Below are 19,261 nucleotides of genomic sequence, written 5' to 3' on the forward strand. Positions count from 1 at the left end.
CGGAACGCCGATGGACGAGAACTTTGTCTGGAGAATCCAGAGGAACACCTATCTTCCGAAGACCAAGGCGCTCGCGCCGCTCTTCGAAGCGGTGGTGAATTCTCTGCATGCCACCGAGGAGGCAGGGAACCCGTCCAATGCAACGATTGACGTGATGATCGACCGCGGAGCGCAGGCGTCGCTCATGCCAAACTCGCCGCCTCCCGACATCACCGGATTCACGATCCGCGACGACGGCATCGGCTTTACCGACGAACACTTCCGTTCCTTCAACACGACCGACACCGACCAGAAGGCGGCCAAGGGCGGGAAGGGTGTCGGTCGCCTTCTGTGGCTGAAGGCATTTGAGCAGGCTGCCGTCGATAGCGTCTTCATGAACGGCGCATCGACGTTCCTCCGGCGCCAGTTCCGGTTTGTTCTCCAATCCGATCCCGTACAGGGAGGCGAGCGCCCCGAGATGGCGGACGGCCCGCGGTCGACGACCGTTCGCTTGATCGGACTCCGCGAAGGTATGAGCGTACCCGCGCAGGCAGACACAATCGCTCGCCACCTGCTGGCGCACTGCCTGCTCTACCTTCTCGACGCCTCGTGCCCGCGGCTCACGGTGCGGGATACGTGGAATGGCGACTCGTTCTCATTGAACCAGATGCTGGCCGAAATGCTCGCCTCATCCGAAGGTGGCGAGTTTGACGTTCAGGACCAGACGTTCGCCGTCCGGCTCATCCGCCTCCGTTCCCGGGACAGGAAGGCTCACGCGATCCACTACTGTGCGGACAACCGGCCAGTGGTTTCCGAAAAACTGGACGCTCTTCTTGAGGACTTGGACGGCAATCTGCTCATGGACGGCGGAGCAGAGACCTGCGTTGCCGTGGCCCTGGTGTCGAGCAGGTATCTGGACGAGCGTGTGAATGCCGAGCGAACGGAGTTTACGATTCCCAAGAAGACGATCGACGGCAACCTTGGGATCAAGGATCTTTCCTGGATGGAGATCGAGGAGGCGGTGGCCAATCGTCTTTCGGAACTCTTGGCCGATGAGTTGAAAAGTCTGCGTCAGACCAAACTCCACGGCATCGTCGAGCGCATTCAGCAAACGGTGCCGGAGTGGCGTTACCTCACCGTCCATGCTGCGGAGCGCCTCGCCCGCCTTCCTCCCACTCTCTCCGATCCGAAGTTCGAAGCCGCTCTCTTCCAAGTGTCACGCGAACTCATGGAGGACACCAGTCAGAAGGTGAAGGCCATTACGAGCCGTGACGGCGCGATGGCCGACGCGACAATCGAAGCCGACTACGCCCAGTTGATCGACACGCTGACGGCTATCAATGAAAAGGACCTGGCCGAGTACGTCCGTCATCGGCACGCGATCCTTGACCTGCTCGACCAGGCTCTTCGTCGTCAACCAGATGGGAAGTTCGTCTATGAGGATCGGGTTCACCAGATCATCTGTCCGCGCTTCGCCACCTCCGACGACCCGGAACACCTCCGGCAGAACCTATGGCTCCTCGATGAGCGGCTGAGCTACCATCGATTTCTGGCATCCGACTTGCCGATGTCTTCATTCGGTGATGTCGAAGTAGCTAGCAAGAAAAAGCCAGATATCTATATTACGTTTGACGAGCCGGCAGTATTCGCTGAAGGTGAACGACCGTTCCATTCTGTGACTATCGTGGAGTTCAAACGGCCCGAGCGAAGCGATTACACCGAGAAGGACAATCCGGTGTGGCAGGTATATGAGTACATCGACCTGCTCCGAACCGGCACGGTGCTCGATCGTGACCAGCGTCCAATACACCTCGACGACGCGATCCGGTTCTTCTGCCATATTGTCGCCACCGTAAACCAGAAGCTGGTGCAGGCGGTTCGCGAGCTGGGCATCCGCCCTGGCATCGACCAGCGATTGCTTTCTGGATACAGCGAGAGCAGACGGGCGTGGGTTGAGATTGTCGACTACGATATGTTGCTCGCCAACGCCCGACTGAGAAACCGAATGCTCTTTCAAAAGGCCGGGCTTCCATCGTGATGATCGTTCCTTGACGGCCTCCGACTTCCGCCTCTTTACTGATCGGAGTCCCTCGAAGAGAACCCGATGGGATGACCTATACGGAAGGGACGCTCACCGGCCCGACGGGCAACCAGGGCGTCCTGCGGTTTCTCGTGGACAGCGGCGCCGTCTACACGCGCGTTGCGCACAATGTTCGGAAGGCCCTCGATCTCACCCCGAAACGGACCGTCACCTTCAGTCTGGCCGACGGCACTCCGCTCCGAATATCACATCGCGCTTCCCCAGGCGACGGCCACACGCCGGTCATCCTGGGCGAACCGGGCGGCGAGGCGCTCCTCGGGACCGTGACGCTCGAAGAACTCGGCCTCGTCCTTCATCCGTTCAAGCGCACGTTTGAACCGATGCGCATGCTCCTCGCCTGACGGAGCACCACGCCGCGACCCCGTGTCGCGGCTTTTTCTTTGCGAGCGAATCCTATCCGGAACGTCGGTCCGGGCACTGGCCAAGCTCAGTGTCACCAATTTCTTCTCCAGTTGCCTGCGCGTTGCCGCACCCATGTGAGGAGATCTCCCGCAAGCCGCCGCAGGTCTCCCTGAAAGATCGCCGCGAGGGAACCGAAAACGATAGCGGCGAGAACGCTCCACCAAAGCTGGTTGATGCTGACCTGCAGCGAGTACAGGGATGTCTTCAGGCTGAGCCGCCGTTCCACCCGGTCCTTCGCCAATTGCAGGCACCTCTCCAGTCTCGCCGACTGATTGTCCAGCTCCGTGAGATCCGCGCGGAGAACGCGGCTCGTATCGTAAGGGACGTTGGGACCCAAATTGTATCGTAGGGCCAGCTTGACGAACTGCGTCCACAGACCGGATTCCAAGAGGTGCGCACCGTGACGCTCGCGGAATCCTTCGGTCGCCGCCACGAAGTCATCGGCACCACGTCCCTTCTTCTCGAAGACCGGCACGTCGTCCAAGACCTTCATCATGTCACTGGTCTTCTCGCGAAAAATGCGAACGGCTGCCTCCAAGTTCTCTCCTTCCACCAGCCTTTCTTCGAGGTTGGTCTCAAGAGCCGCAATCGCGTCCCCCGACTCAGCCGATCGCAGGGCGCGCAGGTCGGCATCGAACGCGTCACACGAATACGCGCGCGCGGCGGCCTGATAGTGCGGGACGACGACGTGGAGGAAGAGAATGAACCGGGCCACGCGCTCTATCTCGCGACTCAGTGGATTCTGGAGCATCCACACCGACCGCTGGGGGTCGGGCAGAATCGGGGGCTTGTTGGCAACGACTGCGCGGACGAGCTCCGATAGCTCGGGATGTGCAATGAACGTCTGGCCGTTGAACATAAAGTAGGCGTGATCGACGTGCGGGAGGACGCCCATCGAGACCAGATCGCTCGCCGTCCAGTACTGTGTCATGTCCGCGCCGTCGTACTCGTGCATCAAGTACTCGAACTTCGTGGGGTCATCGATATGCGTTGCGAGCAGGAGAGGAATCTTCATGCTCGCATACGGCTCGCGTAACGTCTTCAGCAGGATCGCCAGCGGAGAGTCTGCGAGAAAATTGGCCGACACAACCCCGAGAAGGCGCTTCGTCTCCTGCTGATAGTCCTCCCGATCGTGAAACGCATTCCTGTGGCGATCGGTGATCACGAGGACGAAGAGCGGGTAGCGACGGAGTTCAAGGTCAGGTTGGTCCTTCAGTGAGAAACTCACCGACGGCCCCCAACTGTCTTCCGAATCGTGAACCGACTCCGGCACAACCAGATCGCTGGACCGTAGCCGTTCCCCCAGGAGTCGCCGGCCGTTTTCTTTGAAATCAAACGGGAAGCTTGGCGCCATGGCAAACCAGCGGTCGTAAGTGGTGCGGTCGCCAAAGACAGCCGGCCGGTCCAGACCGAACACATCGAGGCGCTCGATGTCGCCACCAATCTCCACGAGTTCTCCGTCGACCGTGCATGGCCACAGGGCGTAGACGACGCCGGGTGTTTGCGCGAAGAGATCGATATCAGACGCGGACTCCAGCGCTGTCCCTGTGACGCTGAACCCGCACGCGACCAGAAAACCAAGAACGGTGATAAGAGAAAGACGGCTCAACGGCGTTGCCTCCCGGACAATCTTGAGCGAAATGGTGTAGCAGGTTTCGAGTGGCGAGAAGGGAGGTGGAGTCGGTCGTGCCGCGAATCGAGAACGTGGAGGACGCGGCGCTCGACGCCGCGCTGCGCTTCATCCGCAACCACACCTCACCACTCTTCCTCGACGGCGCGTTGGCAGGGTCGGGGACCTTCATCTCGTGGGATGATCAATTCGGCATCCTCACCGCGCACCACGTGCCGCACAACCCGTTGGACTCCGCCAGGCGCTTCGACTTTTCGGCAAGCAGTGGTCAGAAGCTCGGCTTGTCGCTCGTCGAGTACGCCCATCGTTTCGAGCTTGAGATGCGCTATCTCGGGGTGTCGGATATTGCCCTTCCGATCGACCCCGCCGATCCATGTCGGGGTCCCGACCTGGCGGTGATCCGCCTTGGCAACAAGGCGTCGGTCCAGGATATCGAAGCGCGTAAATCGTTCTATCGTCTCAGCTATCGAACTGCTGAACGCCTCGAAGCTTCGCTGCGCGCTGATGGGATCTTCGCCATCTGCGGTGCGGCGAAGGAAGAGGAACGTCAGGCCGAACCGGAACTCGGATTCAGCGAGGTCACCGTGGAGAACCTGTGCACCTACTATGGGGGTCTTGTTCCACCGCACAGCCGCTGGTTCGAACGTGATGGGTACGAATACATCGAGATCGATGTCCGGTACCCTGGAGTTGAGGATCCTCCGAAGAAGTTCGGCGGCGTCAGTGGCGGTGGCCTTTGGCAGATTGCCGTGCAGCCTTGTCCCGACGATCCCACCCGCTTCGTCGTCTTCGATGACCCGGTGCTCGCCGGGGTGGCGTTCTGTCAAGGCGTCGTTGATCCCTCCCGCGGATTTCTTCGGTGTCATGCGGGGGGAGTTCCCTACCGCCAAGTGCTCACCGGGCTGTAGTTATGCTCAATCGCGTTTGAGACAGGAGGAAGGTTCTGTTGCGATCGGATTACGTAGTTCGAGATATGCGGACCTTCAACGGAGGCTTCTTCGTCCTGAAGCGAGGTGTCCGAGACTAAGCTGCAAGTCGCGGTGATTCTGCCTCCGAATCCACGTCCCTGTGGCGCCACTAGCGCGATGGGCTACGTCGCCGTGGGTATGACGACCCTCTATGCCGCCCTCGACAACTTCCTCCGTCTTTTCCTTCGGAAGAACCGCTCTACGCTCGATACATCTGGGAACACCTCTCTGTTCAGGTCCCAGTAGTGCCACACGCACACCTTCCGGATGATGCGATCCCAGGTTCGAACGTCGTCCCGTAATCCCCGCCCAGTGGGACGAGCGAGCGCGCTCGCGTGATCTCGTCCAGTCGTAGCGCGAGAATCCGTAGGTTCGAGAGGGCCGCCAGGGTCGTCGTCCGCAACCTGAGATCCATCGAAGAAGGAGAAGGGCTCACGCGCGTCAATCCTGACCGTTTTCGCTTGGAGCCTCAGGTTCGAACCGACTTCGAGCACGAGAGCCTTCTTCTCTGGTGGAGCGCTTCTCTCGAAGCGGTTCTGCAGTCCTTGAGCCAGGGTGAAGGTTGCGAGGGCGCGGTGACGCGCGTCCGCAATCCGATTGTCGCGCAGCATGGCTGCTTGAAGGCGTTCCTTCCGTTTCACGAGAGCGGAGCGCTGAACCGCGTACTCCTCGTCGCTTAGCAGGCTGCCGTCGACATTGGCTGGCGACGTTTTCAACGCGAGAAGTTGCTGCAGCCGTGTCGTGGTCTCGCCGAGGGCCTGCCGGCGCGACTCGGAAGCGGCGACCGTGATCGCGGCGAGCTCCGCGCAGAGTTCGGGAGCCCTGCGGATCGCATACTCCTTGAGGGATTCGGGAATGGTGATCCGCCCAAGAAAGGCGGCGATCTGCTCCGCGATCTGATCTTCGGTGAGACTCCGTTCGGCGCATCGGGGAGTCTTCCGCCGCGTGCAGTGGTAGTAGGTGTAGATGAGGCGCTTCGCGTGCGGCATCTGTTCGATGCGCGCTGCGCAGGAGGGACAGCTCTCCTTGCCACGTAGAGAGAACTTCGTCCGGCATTGCGCGCAGATGAGCTGTTCCTTTTCCTCGGCGGTAACCGCCGCGCCGCAGGTTCCGCACTTCAAGAGGCCGGCGAAGGGGAACTGGCGCTTGCGGGCTCGCGGGTTACCTTTCCGACCCAGGCGGGCCTGCACGATTCGGAACTCGTCCTCCGAGATGATTGGCGTATGGCGTCCCAGCCACCAGGCTCCGCTCCCTTGCGGGTACTCGAACCAACCGTAGTAAAAGGGATTCGTCAGAATGCGGTAGACGGTGCTTCGAGAGAGAGGCCGATTGCCGAGGCGGCGCATGCGTCGCGTGCGGAAACCCCATTCGTTGTTGGCGAGCTTCCAAATCTGGGGCGGCGTGTAGCGGCCACTGAGCGCCGCTTCCCAGATGCGCTTCACAAGTGGAAGGCGGACCGGATCGGTGACAATGCAAGTCTCGCCGTTCTCGGGAGAGCGCCAGTTCAGGTAGCCGAGCGGGGCCACTGACGGGTACCATCCCTTTTCGAGCTTAGCTCGCAGGCCGCGCTTCACGTTGCGGCTCAGATCCTCGATATACTTCTGCGCCATGCCGAACTCGATGTACATAAGGATGGTGTTGTCATCGGCCTGGCGGAAGCTTTGGGTCGGCGTCAAGATCTCTACCCCGTGCTGCTTCATCGACCAGATGACGGCACCGCCGTCGATGGGGTTCCTCGCCAGGCGGTCCAGCTTCCAGCAGATGACGCCATGCGCCTCGCCGCGATAGATTCGCTGCATCATCACGTTGAAAACCGGTCGGCCAGGTTCTTTGGCCGAGCGCGCCTCAGTCAGGACCTCGACAATGTCGAGCGACCGAGAGGAAGCAAGGCGGGCAAGTTCCGCCTGTTGCGATTCGATTGAGAGCACTTGGCGGTCTTCCGCCTCGGTCGATTTGCGGCAGTAAATGAAGAATCGTGGCATGTCATCGGAAATGGTTCTTGCCTCCTCATGGTAAGAGCGCAGTCGAATCGTTGTCAAAGTTCGACCTGTGGATCATCGACTAGGTCGACCGCATCGTGCAGGAGGAGCGCCACCAACCGCACCAGGCGCCCGGCGTGCTCGGTTGCCTCGCTTTCGGAGATTTCCCGTCCGAACTCGCGGGCGTAGATCTCCCGATATTCGCGGACCGCTTCTCGGCTCAGGTTCATCGGAACAGCGTACCCGTCCGCAGTGAGCGGGGAAGACGGCGGAATGTGCCGCCAGGTACATGCCGCTCCGTCTTTGCCTCGCTCGCTACTGCCGTACGCTGAGCCCATGACACACATCGACGATTTGGCTGCAGTGGCCGTCGGCTTCCATGAAGCGCTGCCCGACCGCATCCGTGAGTATCTGAACGGTCGGGGCATCCCTGATGGCATCATCTCCCGATACCGCCTCGGCTGGAACGGGCGACGGATCACGATCCCGATCACGAACCGCGACGGAATCGTCTCCTTCTTCAAGCTCGCCAAGGACCCGGCGGATGCGAGCGACGCTCCGAAAATGCTCGTGAACGCCGGTGGCTCAGTGGAGCTCTACGGCTGGGAACGAGTACTCGCGAAGACGAGCCCGCTCGTGATCTGCGAGGGGGAGTTCGACCGGCTGGTTTTGGAATCCCGTGGCTTTCCGGCTGTGACCTCGACCGGCGGCTGCGGCGTCTTCCGCAAGGAGTGGGCGAAGGAGTTTGCCGAGATCCGGGAGGTCTACATCTGCTTCGACAACGACGAACCGGGCCGTGACGGTGCTCAGCGGGTTGCGGAATTGATTCCGTACGCGAAGATCGTCCGCTTGACCGACGACGTTGGCCCCGCCGGTGACATCACCGACTTCCTCGTCCGCCTCGGACGCTCGAACGACGACTTCGTGGATCTCCTCAAGACGGCCGTGCCGGCGCAGAAGAGTTCGCGTCCGCCACGTGATCGGTCGCCCCGAGCTCACGAACCCGACTCTCCGCTGGCGCGGCGCGTCGCGCGTCTCAAATCATCGCTCTCCATCGTCGAGGTGATCGAGCCCTACGTGACCCTCCGCATCGGCCACGGTGTGCTTCGCGGGCACTGCCCGTTCCACCAGGACGACACGCCGTCCTTCACCGTCTACCCGGCCACCGGCACCTTCCACTGCTTCGGCTGCCGCATACACGGCGATGCAATCAGGTTCCTCATGGAGGCGGCGCACCTCACCTTCTACCAGGCGCTCGAAGCGCTCGAATCTCACCAACGCCATGGCCGAGCAGCCTGAGAAGACGGCGCGCGGGATCCCGTGCGTCTCGACGACCTTCGATGACGGTTCTCTCGTCGAGATGGTCTACCGGCCCGAGGAGCGGCGGACGGCGTTCGTCGTTTGGCGCGATGACGGCTGGACCGAAGTGCCATACGTAGAGCGCGACGGCGCTCGCCTCGTTCCCTATTCGCCGCGGAATAACCTGATCACCAACAGCGTCGTGGTCTTCCCGTCGGAACCGGCGGAGTATGGGAGCGTGGCCGAGCTCGTCGCCGAGGTGCAGGCGTACATCCACCGCTACATCGACCTCTCGCCGCTCTTCGAGCAGATCGCCGCCTACTACGTGCTCTTCACGTGGGTTTACGATGCTTTCAATGAGCTGCCGTACCTCCGGGTCCGCGGTGACTACGGGAGCGGCAAGACCCGTTTTCTCCTCGTCATCGGCTCCCTCTGCTACAAGCCGATCTTCGCGAGCGGCGCCTCGACGGTCTCACCGCTCTTCCGGCTTCTCGACACCTTCCGCGGCACGCTCGTCATCGACGAGAGCGACTTCCGGGTCTCGGACGAACGCGCCGAGGTGGTGAAGATCCTGAACAATGGCAACGGGCGAGGCTTTCCCGTCTTGCGGAGTGAGCTCGCCGGCAAGGGCGAGTACGATCCGCGCGCATACCACGTCTTCGGGCCGAAACTTGTCGCCACGCGCGGCTTCTTCGAGGACCGCGCTCTGGAGAGCCGGTGCCTCAGTGAGGAAATGGGACAGCGCGAGCTGCGCGTCGACGTGCCGATAAGCTTGTCGCGCGGTGTCGCAGATGAAGCGCTCGCGCTTCGCAACAAGCTGCTCCTCTTCCGTTTCCGGAACCTGGCGAGGTGCGGTCCCGCCGACCAACTCATCGATCGCTCCATCGAGCCGCGCCTCAATCAGATCTTTGTTCCGCTCATGAGCGTGGTCGAAGATGCCGATGTCCGTGGCGACCTGAAGGAGCTGGCGCGGCAGTACCAGCTGGAGATGGTCGCCGATCGCGGACTGACGACGGAGGCTCAGGTGCTGGAAGTTGTCCGGGAAACGCTGCTTGCAGCCGACGAACCTCACCTGGCGGTGAAAGACATCACTGCCCGTTTCGCCGAGCGCTTCGGCGATGAGTACGAGCGCAAGGTCACCGCCCGGTGGATCGGCGGCGTCCTGCGGCGGAAGTTGCGACTGCCGACCGAGCGTCGGCACGGGGCCTATGTTATCCCGCGCGAGGCGTTTCCGCAGATCGCGCGGCTCACCGAGCGCTACGGACTCGGGTCCGATCCGCCACCTGAACAGATTCCTGACCCTCTGGGGGACTTTGGGTGACGTTGGGGGACTTTGCCGGGGCGATGTGGTCGGCAGGCGCCGTCATTGCGGCGCCTTTCTCTCCCTCCCGAACGATCGTGCGCCCCCGCGGCTGATCCGTCGCTACGTCACCCTATGTCCCCCAACGTCCCCCGGACTTGTCCGCCAAACCTCGGTGTCGCCGCTACTGATTTGGACCGACCACCACCCGAGCAACCGTGCTCCCGAGGTCGATCGATGGCGTTTCGAGCTGTCGACACCGTCCCATCTTGACTAGTTCGATCATGACTGCGCGGTGCGGCCAACTCGCCTCCGCCCTGACGGAGTCCGGCTGCAATTGCAACGAGTCCCGTTGTCTGGCCATCTCGTCGTAGCTTCTCCATTCCGCGGGCTCAGTGATGACGAGTTCGGATCCAAATTGGAGACCTTGCTTTGCGGCAAGCAGGTCGGTGTAGGCCGCTCGGGCGCGAAGGTTCGCTGCCTGGCGGTTCAATTCCTCGGAGTTATCTCGCTGCCGTCCTCGCCGGTCGTAGTAGGGAACGCTGCTGGCGAATCCCCGAAGGCCGATCTCGATCGGCTGATCAGGCCCGCCTGCGCACCGGTGGATCTCGGTCAGGAACGCCTTGATTCCTTCGCGCTGTTTGTCGGTTAGGCTCACGCCCTGGAAGAATGCCCCATTGTCCCAACCCGCCTTTCCAAAGAAGACGAGCGGGGCGAGCGATGCACGAATCTGTTCGGGCTGAGTCTCCAGGTAAATGACTGGTGCGGTGGTAGGAAGGTCCGGGATCTCGATGGGTGGGTGTTGATAGATGGCGAGTCCGAGGGTGAGGGCGAATGTGGCATAGGCCAGGCTTGTCGCATCGTCGAGGAAACTCCAGATCGCGGTACTCCTCAGAACAAATGCGGCGCTCTCGATCGCGAATTTCACGAGTCGCTCCAGGTTGAGCGCGATGGCGGCGACCGAGATCGCTGCTGCCGAGAGGCCTGCCGGGAGGTTGGGGAGGAGGTTGCCGGCCTGACCGGCAACAACGCCGAAGAGTTTGTTCGCGAGAACGTATCCAGCAAGGCCCGCCGTGCCGCCGACGAGAATGACAAACGCCGCGCGAGCAGTGAGGCCCGCCCATCCCTTGGTGCGTTCGCGGACGATGACGCGCGTTCGGGAATCAGTTGTTGTAGGCGCCGTGTTGTCCATCGCTGACGATCGGGTCGGACCCAGCTGTAAGTTTCACTGGATTGATGCCGTTCCTTGGCGCCCGTCGGCAAGGTGGGAAATTCCCTTACGGGATTTCCCTTATCGAGCGCGACTCCGTGGTGGTAGGCACGATCGCGACCGATGAAGCTGACTTGCCACTCTCGGCAACTTTCTCCGTCGTGACGGCCGCGCGTGCAGCGGTACGATGAAGAAAAGGTCTCACACAAACCAATCCCCATCGCTCTTTGAAAAAACCATCAAGTCTTCCCAACTACCTCCGGATGCACCGCCGGCGGGCGGGGCTCACGCAGGCGGACATGGCGTACCTGCTCGGCGTGCAGTCGAGCGGAAAGGTCTCCCGCTACGAACGCTTCGCCCGCCGTCCAGCGTTGGAAACGGCAATGGCGTTCGAGGTCATTCTCGGCGTTCCCATCGTCGATCTCTTTGCCGGCGTTCGTGAAGACATCGAGCACGAAGTCAGGAAGCGGGCGCTTCGCCTCCGCCGGCGACTTCTGAGACGCCAGGCTCACCATCGGCCGCTTGCCGCGGTCGGCGCCATCCTCGACCGGTCCACCAAGGAGGTTACCTATGAACCGATCCGATGAGACGCCGACACAGCAGGCGGCGCATCCTCGCGATCGATCCGACCCATCGCGGGTTCGGATACGTGGTACTCGAAGGGCCTGATCGTCTGGTCGACTGGGGCCTTTCCCAGTGGCGCAGCGGTGAAGGCACAGCTGCGATTAAGCGGGTTGGCGATCTCATTCGCCGGCTCGCCCCCGACGTGTTGGTCATCGAGGACACCAGTCACCGCGATTGCCGGCGCAGTCAGCGCGTGCGCCGTTTGCTTCGTGGCGTCGCCATTGCCGCAGCCAAGCTGGAGATCTGTACCCGTCTGCTGCCGGCCGCCGTCGTACGTGCACGGTTCGCGGCGCTCGGCGCCACGAACAAGGACGCTGTCGCACGCATTCTCGCCGAGCGTTTTCCCGAGTTGGCGACGTTCCTTCCGCCTCCGCGGAAGCCGTGGAGGAGCGAGGACGAGCGCATGGCCATCTTCGATGCGCTCGCTCTAAGCCCTTATGCCGATTCCCGGTACGTCTCCACACGGTACCGCCATGGATCACGGTCCGCGTTACCGGGAACCCATTCGGGCTGATCGAGGGCTAGGGTCCGCGCGGCCTGATAAGTTGCGAGGGCGGAAGGCGCTAGCATCCGCTCACCGCGCAACCGGGGTTCTCCGGGGAGTTGATGCGTCCTCACTGACAATAACGCGACGATCTGCAGACAGAGTTCCGCTTGTCTCGGCTTTGCTGATTCGGTGAGATCGGAGACAAGACGATAGCACTCTACCAACGGCTCCCGTCTTCCGTACCGCCTCACGTTGCCATAGCTCAGGCAAATATGCATAACCGCATACAAGCACAACTCTATAACTTGCTGCGTTCCTGAACGCATGTTGAGAGCCGCAATGAGGTCACAAAGCGTCCACAGAAACTCCTGACGAACAGCATCCAAGTCCCCCCACTCGCGGCGGAGGTTTGCCGTCCGTCTTACAACATAATGAAGGATATGCAACGCGACCGTCACCTGATCGGGAATGCACCTCTCTCGACCGAGTATTAAAGCGATTTGTCCCCGGGCAACTTCCCATGAAAATCGGTGGCCACGAGTAAGACGCGAAGGTGTCCTTCCGAAGGGGACACCTGCCTGTCCGGCAATTCGTTTCAGCAGCAGCCGAACTAGAGAGATCAGTTGCACACGATCGCGGGCACCAACGGCACCCATAATGATCTCGTGGATAGCGCCGAGCGGGTCCTGCTCGCCATGCTGGTGGCCCCAAAGGATTAGGCGGTACGCGACCGTCTGAGGGGAACCGACTTCAGGTGTTACATCGGCCAACCCGTAACGACGGATGCCCTTCGTTGTTATGCGTCGGGCTAATCTGGCAGCAAGGAGGTATGGGTCAAGGTTCTCAATTTGCTCGAGGGTCAAGGGGACAAGAAGCAAGATGGAGCTGATTGCGAGAACAATCTCACAATCAAGGTAGCGGTAGTCTTGAGCCGCAATAAAATAGTGCAGGGTGCTCAATAGATACACACCGAGGCTAATTCCCGAGATGAAACACAGTAAGACAAGCAATACAGTCGGGTTACGATAGACCTGCGTTATAGTTCGTGAATAGTTTGGCCGGACAGCGAGTTGGGCGGTTATGAATACAACTGCAATCGTAATTCCCATGATCGCAGCTAAGCTCTGCACTAGAGTGCTTAGCAGATATAACGCAATCGTAAGAATCTCCGGTTGCGAAGGGGGCGGATCGAAGATGCGGAGCCGCCCTGTGATTATGGTGGTCGTGAGAAAGGCAAGCAGAAGGAAGGTTGCTGTGAGGAGAGCGCGACGTACGTGAAAGAGCACGCGTCGATCCTGCGCTACGAAATCGTTTTACTGATCAAGAGCCGTAAGAACCTGTCTTATCGTTGATGCAGCGGCCCTTACAGAAGCAGGTATGCACAACGCAGCTATATCGCCCTTGACAGAATAGCTGTCGAGGCGTTCCAGCTCTGCGACAAGGCGCTCTGCGAATTCATGCCGGGGGCGGTCGCAAAAGTGCAAAAGCGACCCCTGTGGCGGACAGCTTCTTGTTTGGACCTCGGGGTATTGTCTCAGAAATGTCGCATAGCAGCGGCGCATTAGGAAGGATTTGGCAACCAGGAGGGCAGTGGTTGGAATACGACCGGCTTGGCGCAATGTGCGCATGCCAAGAGAAACGTTTTGATAGGTGTTCGTTGCCGTGAGTTCGAGAATGACAGAGCCGGAAGGAACTCCCAGTTCAACCATTCGGTCGCGAAAGACGATGGCTTCCGGCTTCGAGAATACTTCTTTGGTGAGGGCACCGGCATTTCCCGTTACAAGTACGATTGGCGCATAGTGCAGCGAATAGAGTTCTGCCGCCCTTGTCGGTACCGCCAAATCGAGACCGCCAAACACGAAGATTACATCGCTCGGCTGTGGCTGTTCGTTCAGAGCTAGGTAGTCCCAAACAGGACTGACCAAAGCTAAAAATTGCGCATCGTCTTCGAGTTGATGCGAGATCGCTCGTGTGGTCATACAACTATTAGTCTAGGCGAAGTGGGAGTCGCGGTAAACGCGCGCCGCGGGGATTAGAGCCGCCATCTTTCATATTGACGGTGCAAATTGGAGGCGAAGAGGGTACCGGAGTCCTGGTGATTCTGTGTCGTACGGAAACGTCAGGGAGGTCCTCTTTAACCGTGGCCCAGGTGCAGCGCATAGTCATGCGTTTGAATCTACACCGCTTCCTATATGGAGTTACTGATTGTACCGCGGCCCCAAGTCCGCCCACTTCGTCGGATAGCGGCCGCTCTTCTCGTCGTACCGGCTGAGCGCATCGACGTCCTGCTCGGTCTTGAGGAGCGCGCCGACGAACGGGATGTGCGCCTCAACCTTCTCAATGCTCATGCCAGAGCGGAGCAAGGCGCTGATCCAATCGATCAGCTCGGAGGTCGATGGCTTTTTGCGCAGATCGTTCTGCTCGCGCAGCCAGTAGAACTTGATCAGCACCTGGTCGAGCAGCTTGGCGTCGAGATGCGGGTGGTGGACTTCGATGATCTGCCGCATCAGCGACGGATCTGGAAAGTCGATGTAGTAGAAGATGCAGCGGCGCAGGAAGGCGTCCGGCAGCTCCTTCTCGTTGTTCGAGGTGATGAGCACGACTGGTCGGTTTCTGGCGACCACCTCCTCACTGGTCTCGACGATTGTGAACCGCATTTCGTCGAGCTCACGGAGGAGATCGTTCGGAAACTCCAGATCTGCCTTGTCAATCTCGTCGATGAGGAGCACGTGCCGGTCCGCCGCGGAGAAGGTGCGCCCCAGAGGCCCGAGCTTGATGTAGTGCCGGATGTCCGCAACCTCCCCGCCTCCGAAGCGGGAATCGTTCAACCGCTGGACGGTATCGTACACGTAGAGACCGTCCGTCGCCTTCGAGGTCGACTTGATGTGCCACTGGAGGAGCGGCATCCCGAGGCCTTCGGCCACGTGCCTCGCGAGCACCGTCTTCCCTGTGCCGGGCTCGCCCTTGATGAGGAGCGGACGTTCAAGGGCGATCGCGCAGTTCACGGCGTCGACGAGGGGAGCAGAAGCGATGTAGCCAGGCGTTCCTTGGAAGCGCAGGAATCCGTTCTCGTTGCTCATAGACGGCTCACCTAACCCGCCCGCTTGACTAGCTGCAAGCCGCCGGCGCGAGGGCTGCCATCCAGCTGATCACGCTTGCCGCAGTTGGAGCGCCTGCGCGATACTCCGCTGCCCCCAAGGAGCGCTCCATGGCAGTTGCAACTACCGAGACCGCGCATACCCGAGCGGCAACGAGCACGGCAGTCGGTATCTGGGTCCGTGTGTCCACTGAGGATCAGGTCCGTGGCGAAAGCCCGGAGCACCACGAGACGCGCGCCCGCTACTACGCCGAGTCGAAGGGGTGGTCAGTGCATGCGGTCTACCGCCTGGACGGCGTGAGTGGAAAAGACGTGCGGAGCCACGCCGAGTGCCAGCGGATGATGGACGATGTCCGCCACGGCAAGATCTCGGCGCTTGTCTTCAGCAAGCTCGCCAGGCTCGCGAGAAGCACCCGAGACCTACTCGATTTCGCCGACTTCTTCCGAGAGCACGACGCCGACCTCGTGAGCCTCGAAGAGGCCATCGACACGTCAACGCCCGCGGGTCGGCTCTTCTACACGATGATCGCGGCAATGGCGCAGTGGGAGCGCGAGGAAATCGCTTCCCGTGTCGCGGCTTCGGTCCCTGTGCGCGCGAAACTCGGCAAGTCGCTCGGCGGCGCTGCACCGTTCGGCTACCAGTGGCAGGGTCACCAGCTCGTGCCCGATCCGCACGAGGCACCGGTCCGCAAGCTCATGTGTGAGCTTTTCGTGGAGCATCGCCGAGTAGGAACCGTCGCCCGACTCCTGAACGATGCCGGCCACCGTACCCGTTCCGGCAAGCTCTTCGGGAAGACGACGGTGAAGCGGCTCCTCGGCGACCCGACCGCCAAGGGAGTGCACCGCCTGAACTACACCACGGCGCGTGGCGAAAGCGGTGTCATCCTGAAGCCGGAATCAGATTGGGTGCTGGCCGAGGTCGAACCGGTCATCTCCGAGGAGCTCTGGGAGCGCTGCGCCTCCCTTCTCACTGAGCGGGAGAAGACTGCCCGCCGGCCAGCCAGACGGCCTGTCCAGCTCTTCGCCGGCACCACCTTCTGTGCCTGCGGCCAGAAGATGTACGTGCCGTCGAACACGCCGAAGTACGTCTGCCAGAAGTGCCGCAACAAGATCCCCGTGGACGACCTGGAAGCCGTCTTCCAGGAGCAGCTTCGGAACTTCGTCTTCTCGCCAGACGATATTGCCGCTTTCCTAAGCAGCGCCGACGAGGGTATCGCCGAGCGGGAACGGGAACTCAAGGTCCTGGACCAGGACGTCGCGGACCTCAGGCGACGCATGGGCCAGGTCATGCGGCTCTTCCTCGACGGCCAGCTCTCGAAGGATGGTTTCGGACGGGAGTATGGACCGCTCGAAGAGCGGCTCAAGCAGCTCGACGACCGCATCCCCGAGGTCCAGGGCGAGCTCGATTTCCTGAAGATCCAGCGGCTATCGAGCGACGAGGTGCTCTCGGAAGCTCGCGATCTCTACAGCCGCTGGCCGGAGCTGGAGCGCGACGAAAAGCGCCGGATTGTCGAGGCAATCACGGATCGGATCACGATCGGGGAGGACGAAGTCCACATCGACCTCGCCTACCTCCCGTCTCCCTCCGAAGAACTGGCAACAAAGGCCCGAAACCTCTGTCGTTGAGGCGCTGCACGGTGTCGTAGACGTACAGGCCGTCGGCCGCCTTGGAGGTCGACTTGATGTGCCACGACAGCATCGGCATCGACAGGCCGTCGGCGACGTGGCGCGCCAGCACGGTCTTGCCGGTGCCGGGTTCGCCCTTCAGCAGCAGCGGCCGCTCGAGGGCGATGGCGCAGTTGACCGCGTCGACCAGCGGCTGCGACGCGATGTAGCCGGCCGTGCCCTGAAAGCGGAGAAACCCGTTGTCGGTGCTCATTGGGGGTGGCCTAGCGTCCCCGGGGGGTGGGGTTCAAGGGCCCGTCGGCCGGGGGGCGCCACGGCGACGGTGGCGCCGCGCCGAGTCACTCCAACAGCCGCGCCCGCAGGCCGTCGAGCGCTTCGTCGCTGACGCCGGCGGCGCGGGCGTAGTCCCGCATCGACCCGTACGCCTCGCGCAGCCGGGTCAGCAGACCCGCCATGGTCTCCGGCTCGGCGTGCATGGTGTCGGGCGGCAGCGCGCTGAGCATCTCGTAGTAGCCCTTGGTCGCCATCAGGCGCTCGACGATGGCGTCGAGATTCTCCTTGGTGGCGGCGTAGTCGGCGACGATGACCGCATCGGGCACGCCGAGCAGGCCGAGCAGCACGGCGGAGACCACGCCGGTGCGATCCTTGCCCGCCGCGCAGTGGTACACCGCCGGCGCATCGCTGGCAGCGAGCGCCGTCACCACCCGGCCGATCGGCTCCTGCGCGAACTGCGCCAGGAGGAAGTAGCGATCGGTGAGGGTCATCTCCGAGGGCGCGCTCTTCACCGATTGGCCGTCGAACAGCGGCAGGTGGTGGAAGGCGACCGCCTCGTGCGCCAGCGGTCCGCGCCCCTCGGAGCGCAGCTCGGCGGTCGAGCGCAGGTCGATGACGGTGCCGAGCCGGATCTCCTCGCGCAGGTGCGCGACGTCCTGCCGGGTCAGGTGGTGCAGGGCATCGCTGCGGAACACCTGTCGCCAGCGGACGGCGCGCCCGTCGGCGGTCGGATAGCCGCCGAGGTCGCGGAAGTTGAGACAGCCTTCGAGATCGATGGTGCGGTTCATGCGGGCGGGCGGCGCGCGGCGATCCGCCGACGGCGGATGGTCGACGGCGGTCTCCTCATTTGGCGTAGGTCCGATTCAGGTAGGCGACGATGTCCGCGGATTCGAACATCTCGCGGCCGGTGTTCGGGTCCGCCAGGTAGGGCACCATCATCGTGCCGGAGCGCTTCACGAACGCCTCGCGGCTGGGGCTGCCCTTGGCGACGTTGTGCAGATGATAGGGCAGCTCGAGGGCGCTCAGGCGCTCGCGCACCAGCCGGCAGAAGGGCGAGGCCTCGAAACTCCACAGCTCGAGCGGCCGCTTCGGCTGCCGCGCCGGCTCGTAGCGGCCGCCGATGCCCGGGCGGACGGCGCTGGCGGCGAACGACGACAGATCGGTGAGCGGCCCGAGGCGGAGCGGCAGCGGCACCTCGCCGTCGCCGTACTCGGCGAACAGGTAGGTGACGATGTCGTCCGATTCGTAGAGCTCGCGCCTGGTGTTGGGGTCGACGAGGAAGGGGAACTGCGCCTTGCCGCCGCGCTCGGCGACCCGCTGGCGGAAGCGCGGGCCGCCCTTCGGGCACGGATAGACCATCGCCTCGAGGTCGAGCGCCGAGAGCGCCTCGCGCACCTTGCGGCAGTATGGGCAGGCTTCGAACTCGTAGAGCTCGAGGAGTCGGGCCGGGCGTTTGCCGAGCCGGCCGACGGACAGGCCGCCGCCCAGCCGGGCGGCCGAGGCGGCGAGCGAGGAGGCGACGTCGAGCGCGCGCAACATGCGCTGACCGTATCCAAGATGGACGAGGGGCGAAAGATGATGGATGACGGCGGCATGGAGGCGTTGACCGCGCTGGCGCCCGATCTCTGGGTCGCCACCCGGCCGCTGCCGCTGATCGTCGGCGACATCGGCACTCGCATGACGGTCATCCGCCTGCGCGACGGCAGTCTGTTCCTGCACTCGCCGGTGGCGCTGGACGCGGCGACGAGGAGGGCCCTCGATGCGCTCGGCCCGGTGCGTGCCGTGGTGGCGCCGAGCCTCGTGCACCACTTCTTCGTCGGCGACTACCGGACCGCCTATCCGCAGGCGACGCTGTACGCGGCGCCCGGCCTGGAGAAGAAGCGCCGCGACGTGCCCTTCGGCGCCGTGCTCGACGACGAGCCGCCGCCGCAGTGGGCGGGACAGCTCGAGCAGCACGTGTTCCGCGGCGCCCCGATCATGAACGAGGTGGTGTTCTTCCACCCGCCGACCCGCACCCTGCTGCTCACCGACCTCGCCTTCAACGTCACCCGGCCGCTCGCCGGCCGCGCCCGCGTGTTCCTCTGGCTCGTCAAGGCACGCGGCTTCGGCCCGCACCGCATCATCCGTCTCGGGGTGCGCGACCGCGACGCCGCCCGCTCGTCGCTCGAGCGCCTCCTGCAGTGGGACTTCGACCGCATCGTCGTCACCCACGGCGACGTGCTCGACAGCGGCGGCCACGCCGCCATGCAGTCGGCGTTCGCCTGGCTCTCGTGAGCGCGGGCGGTC

Annotated in this window: 18 protein-coding genes; 9 read left to right on the forward strand and 9 right to left on the reverse strand. The window is 62.5% G+C overall.

Annotated features, from left to right (window positions below):
* Nucleotides 1-10: 10 nt before the first annotated feature.
* The gene (locus tag KF840_07225; GenBank protein ID MBX3024684.1) at nt 11-2,017 is read left to right on the forward strand and encodes an ATP-binding protein; all 2,007 of its coding nucleotides are present in this window, start codon (nt 11-13) and stop codon (nt 2,015-2,017) included.
* A gap of 71 nt (nt 2,018-2,088) precedes the next feature.
* A complete protein-coding gene (locus KF840_07230; protein MBX3024685.1) occupies nt 2,089-2,421 on the forward strand; it encodes an aspartyl protease in 333 nt (110 codons plus the stop codon).
* A 92-nt stretch (nt 2,422-2,513) separates the two neighbouring features.
* Here KF840_07230 and KF840_07235 read toward each other — a convergent pair whose 3' ends face one another.
* Nucleotides 2,514-4,091 (reverse strand): hypothetical protein, encoded by a 1,578-nt coding sequence (locus KF840_07235; protein MBX3024686.1) that lies wholly within the window; start codon nt 4,089-4,091, stop codon nt 2,514-2,516.
* A gap of 77 nt (nt 4,092-4,168) precedes the next feature.
* Here KF840_07235 and KF840_07240 point away from each other — a divergent pair, with 77 nt between their 5' ends.
* Entirely contained in the window at nt 4,169-5,020 is an 852-nt protein-coding gene (locus tag KF840_07240) for a hypothetical protein (GenBank protein ID MBX3024687.1), read from the forward strand.
* Nucleotides 5,021-5,229: 209 nt separating this feature from the next.
* On the opposite strand, the gene KF840_07245 is transcribed toward KF840_07240, so the two are convergent.
* Nucleotides 5,230-7,062, reverse strand: a complete 1,833-nt coding sequence (locus tag KF840_07245) for a recombinase family protein (protein MBX3024688.1) — start codon at nt 7,060-7,062, stop codon at nt 5,230-5,232.
* 53 nt (nt 7,063-7,115) lie between these two features.
* Nucleotides 7,116-7,289, reverse strand: coding sequence for a hypothetical protein (locus KF840_07250; protein MBX3024689.1), 174 nt, complete (start codon nt 7,287-7,289; stop codon nt 7,116-7,118).
* A 106-nt stretch (nt 7,290-7,395) separates the two neighbouring features.
* Here KF840_07250 and KF840_07255 point away from each other — a divergent pair, with 106 nt between their 5' ends.
* Nucleotides 7,396-8,358 carry a toprim domain-containing protein gene (locus tag KF840_07255; GenBank protein ID MBX3024690.1) on the forward strand — a complete coding sequence of 321 codons (963 nt, stop codon included), beginning with the start codon at nt 7,396-7,398 and terminating at the stop codon, nt 8,356-8,358.
* On the forward strand, nt 8,342-9,679 hold the full coding sequence (locus tag KF840_07260; protein ID MBX3024691.1) for a hypothetical protein: 1,338 nt from the start codon (nt 8,342-8,344) through the stop codon (nt 9,677-9,679). Before KF840_07255 ends, KF840_07260 begins: the two co-directional genes overlap by 17 nt.
* A 163-nt stretch (nt 9,680-9,842) precedes the next feature.
* On the opposite strand, the gene KF840_07265 is transcribed toward KF840_07260, so the two are convergent.
* Entirely contained in the window at nt 9,843-10,850 is a 1,008-nt protein-coding gene (locus KF840_07265) for a hypothetical protein (protein ID MBX3024692.1), read from the reverse strand.
* A 281-nt stretch (nt 10,851-11,131) separates the two neighbouring features.
* Between KF840_07265 and KF840_07270 the strand changes: the two genes are divergently transcribed.
* Nucleotides 11,132-11,455 (forward strand): helix-turn-helix transcriptional regulator, encoded by a 324-nt coding sequence (locus KF840_07270; GenBank protein ID MBX3024693.1) that lies wholly within the window; start codon nt 11,132-11,134, stop codon nt 11,453-11,455.
* Nucleotides 11,452-12,006 (forward strand): hypothetical protein, encoded by a 555-nt coding sequence (locus KF840_07275; protein ID MBX3024694.1) that lies wholly within the window; start codon nt 11,452-11,454, stop codon nt 12,004-12,006. The genes KF840_07270 and KF840_07275 overlap by 4 nt, the downstream gene beginning before the upstream one ends.
* Nucleotides 12,007-13,292: 1,286 nt before the next feature.
* Here the strand turns inward: KF840_07275 and KF840_07280 are convergent.
* The gene (locus KF840_07280; protein MBX3024695.1) at nt 13,293-13,958 is read right to left on the reverse strand and encodes a YdcF family protein; all 666 of its coding nucleotides are present in this window, start codon (nt 13,956-13,958) and stop codon (nt 13,293-13,295) included.
* Between the two features lie 219 nt (nt 13,959-14,177).
* Complete coding sequence (locus tag KF840_07285; GenBank protein MBX3024696.1) at nt 14,178-15,059, reverse strand: MoxR family ATPase; 882 nt, start codon at nt 15,057-15,059, stop codon at nt 14,178-14,180.
* 128 nt (nt 15,060-15,187) lie between these two features.
* Between KF840_07285 and KF840_07290 the strand changes: the two genes are divergently transcribed.
* The gene (locus KF840_07290; protein MBX3024697.1) at nt 15,188-16,702 is read left to right on the forward strand and encodes a recombinase family protein; all 1,515 of its coding nucleotides are present in this window, start codon (nt 15,188-15,190) and stop codon (nt 16,700-16,702) included.
* Here the strand turns inward: KF840_07290 and KF840_07295 are convergent.
* The 3 genes from KF840_07295 to KF840_07305 all read right to left on the reverse strand — a co-directional run bounded on the left by KF840_07295 (nt 16,608) and on the right by KF840_07305 (nt 18,514).
* Nucleotides 16,608-16,955: an AAA family ATPase gene (locus KF840_07295; protein MBX3024698.1), complete on the reverse strand. Its 348-nt coding sequence runs from the start codon at nt 16,953-16,955 to the stop codon at nt 16,608-16,610. The two genes, KF840_07290 and KF840_07295, sit on opposite strands and share 95 nt — an antisense overlap.
* A gap of 85 nt (nt 16,956-17,040) precedes the next feature.
* Nucleotides 17,041-17,763 (reverse strand): tyrosine-protein phosphatase, encoded by a 723-nt coding sequence (locus tag KF840_07300; GenBank protein ID MBX3024699.1) that lies wholly within the window; start codon nt 17,761-17,763, stop codon nt 17,041-17,043.
* A 55-nt stretch (nt 17,764-17,818) separates the two neighbouring features.
* Nucleotides 17,819-18,514, reverse strand: a complete 696-nt coding sequence (locus KF840_07305; protein MBX3024700.1) for a glutathione S-transferase N-terminal domain-containing protein — start codon at nt 18,512-18,514, stop codon at nt 17,819-17,821.
* Nucleotides 18,515-18,532: 18 nt separating this feature from the next.
* Here KF840_07305 and KF840_07310 point away from each other — a divergent pair, with 18 nt between their 5' ends.
* Nucleotides 18,533-19,249 carry a DUF4336 domain-containing protein gene (locus tag KF840_07310; GenBank protein MBX3024701.1) on the forward strand — a complete coding sequence of 239 codons (717 nt, stop codon included), beginning with the start codon at nt 18,533-18,535 and terminating at the stop codon, nt 19,247-19,249.
* The last annotated feature ends 12 nt before the right edge of the window (nt 19,250-19,261 follow it).

It is taken from the genome of bacterium (assembly GCA_019637795.1).
Classification (GTDB): domain Bacteria; phylum Desulfobacterota; class Binatia; order HRBIN30; family CADEER01; genus JAHBUY01.

Excerpts from the sequence above, each read along its gene's own strand:
- KF840_07245 (MBX3024688.1), bottom strand. The coding sequence starts at position 7,062 with ATGCCACGATTCTTCATTTACTGCCGCAAATCGACCGAGGCGGAAGAC.
- KF840_07270 (MBX3024693.1), top strand. The coding sequence starts at position 11,132 with ATGCACCGCCGGCGGGCGGGGCTCACGCAGGCGGACATGGCGTACCTG.
- KF840_07310 (MBX3024701.1), top strand. The coding sequence starts at position 18,533 with ATGGACGAGGGGCGAAAGATGATGGATGACGGCGGCATGGAGGCGTTG.
- KF840_07305 (MBX3024700.1), bottom strand. The coding sequence starts at position 18,514 with ATGTTGCGCGCGCTCGACGTCGCCTCCTCGCTCGCCGCCTCGGCCGCC.
- KF840_07285 (MBX3024696.1), bottom strand. The coding sequence starts at position 15,059 with ATGAGCAACGAGAACGGATTCCTGCGCTTCCAAGGAACGCCTGGCTAC.
- KF840_07265 (MBX3024692.1), bottom strand. The coding sequence starts at position 10,850 with ATGGACAACACGGCGCCTACAACAACTGATTCCCGAACGCGCGTCATC.
- KF840_07250 (MBX3024689.1), bottom strand. The coding sequence starts at position 7,289 with ATGAACCTGAGCCGAGAAGCGGTCCGCGAATATCGGGAGATCTACGCC.
- KF840_07295 (MBX3024698.1), bottom strand. The coding sequence starts at position 16,955 with ATGAGCACCGACAACGGGTTTCTCCGCTTTCAGGGCACGGCCGGCTAC.
- KF840_07300 (MBX3024699.1), bottom strand. The coding sequence starts at position 17,763 with ATGAACCGCACCATCGATCTCGAAGGCTGTCTCAACTTCCGCGACCTC.
- KF840_07275 (MBX3024694.1), top strand. The coding sequence starts at position 11,452 with ATGAGACGCCGACACAGCAGGCGGCGCATCCTCGCGATCGATCCGACC.
- KF840_07260 (MBX3024691.1), top strand. The coding sequence starts at position 8,342 with ATGGCCGAGCAGCCTGAGAAGACGGCGCGCGGGATCCCGTGCGTCTCG.
- KF840_07255 (MBX3024690.1), top strand. The coding sequence starts at position 7,396 with ATGACACACATCGACGATTTGGCTGCAGTGGCCGTCGGCTTCCATGAA.
- KF840_07230 (MBX3024685.1), top strand. The coding sequence starts at position 2,089 with ATGACCTATACGGAAGGGACGCTCACCGGCCCGACGGGCAACCAGGGC.
- KF840_07225 (MBX3024684.1), top strand. The coding sequence starts at position 11 with ATGGACGAGAACTTTGTCTGGAGAATCCAGAGGAACACCTATCTTCCG.
- KF840_07280 (MBX3024695.1), bottom strand. The coding sequence starts at position 13,958 with ATGACCACACGAGCGATCTCGCATCAACTCGAAGACGATGCGCAATTT.
- KF840_07290 (MBX3024697.1), top strand. The coding sequence starts at position 15,188 with ATGGCAGTTGCAACTACCGAGACCGCGCATACCCGAGCGGCAACGAGC.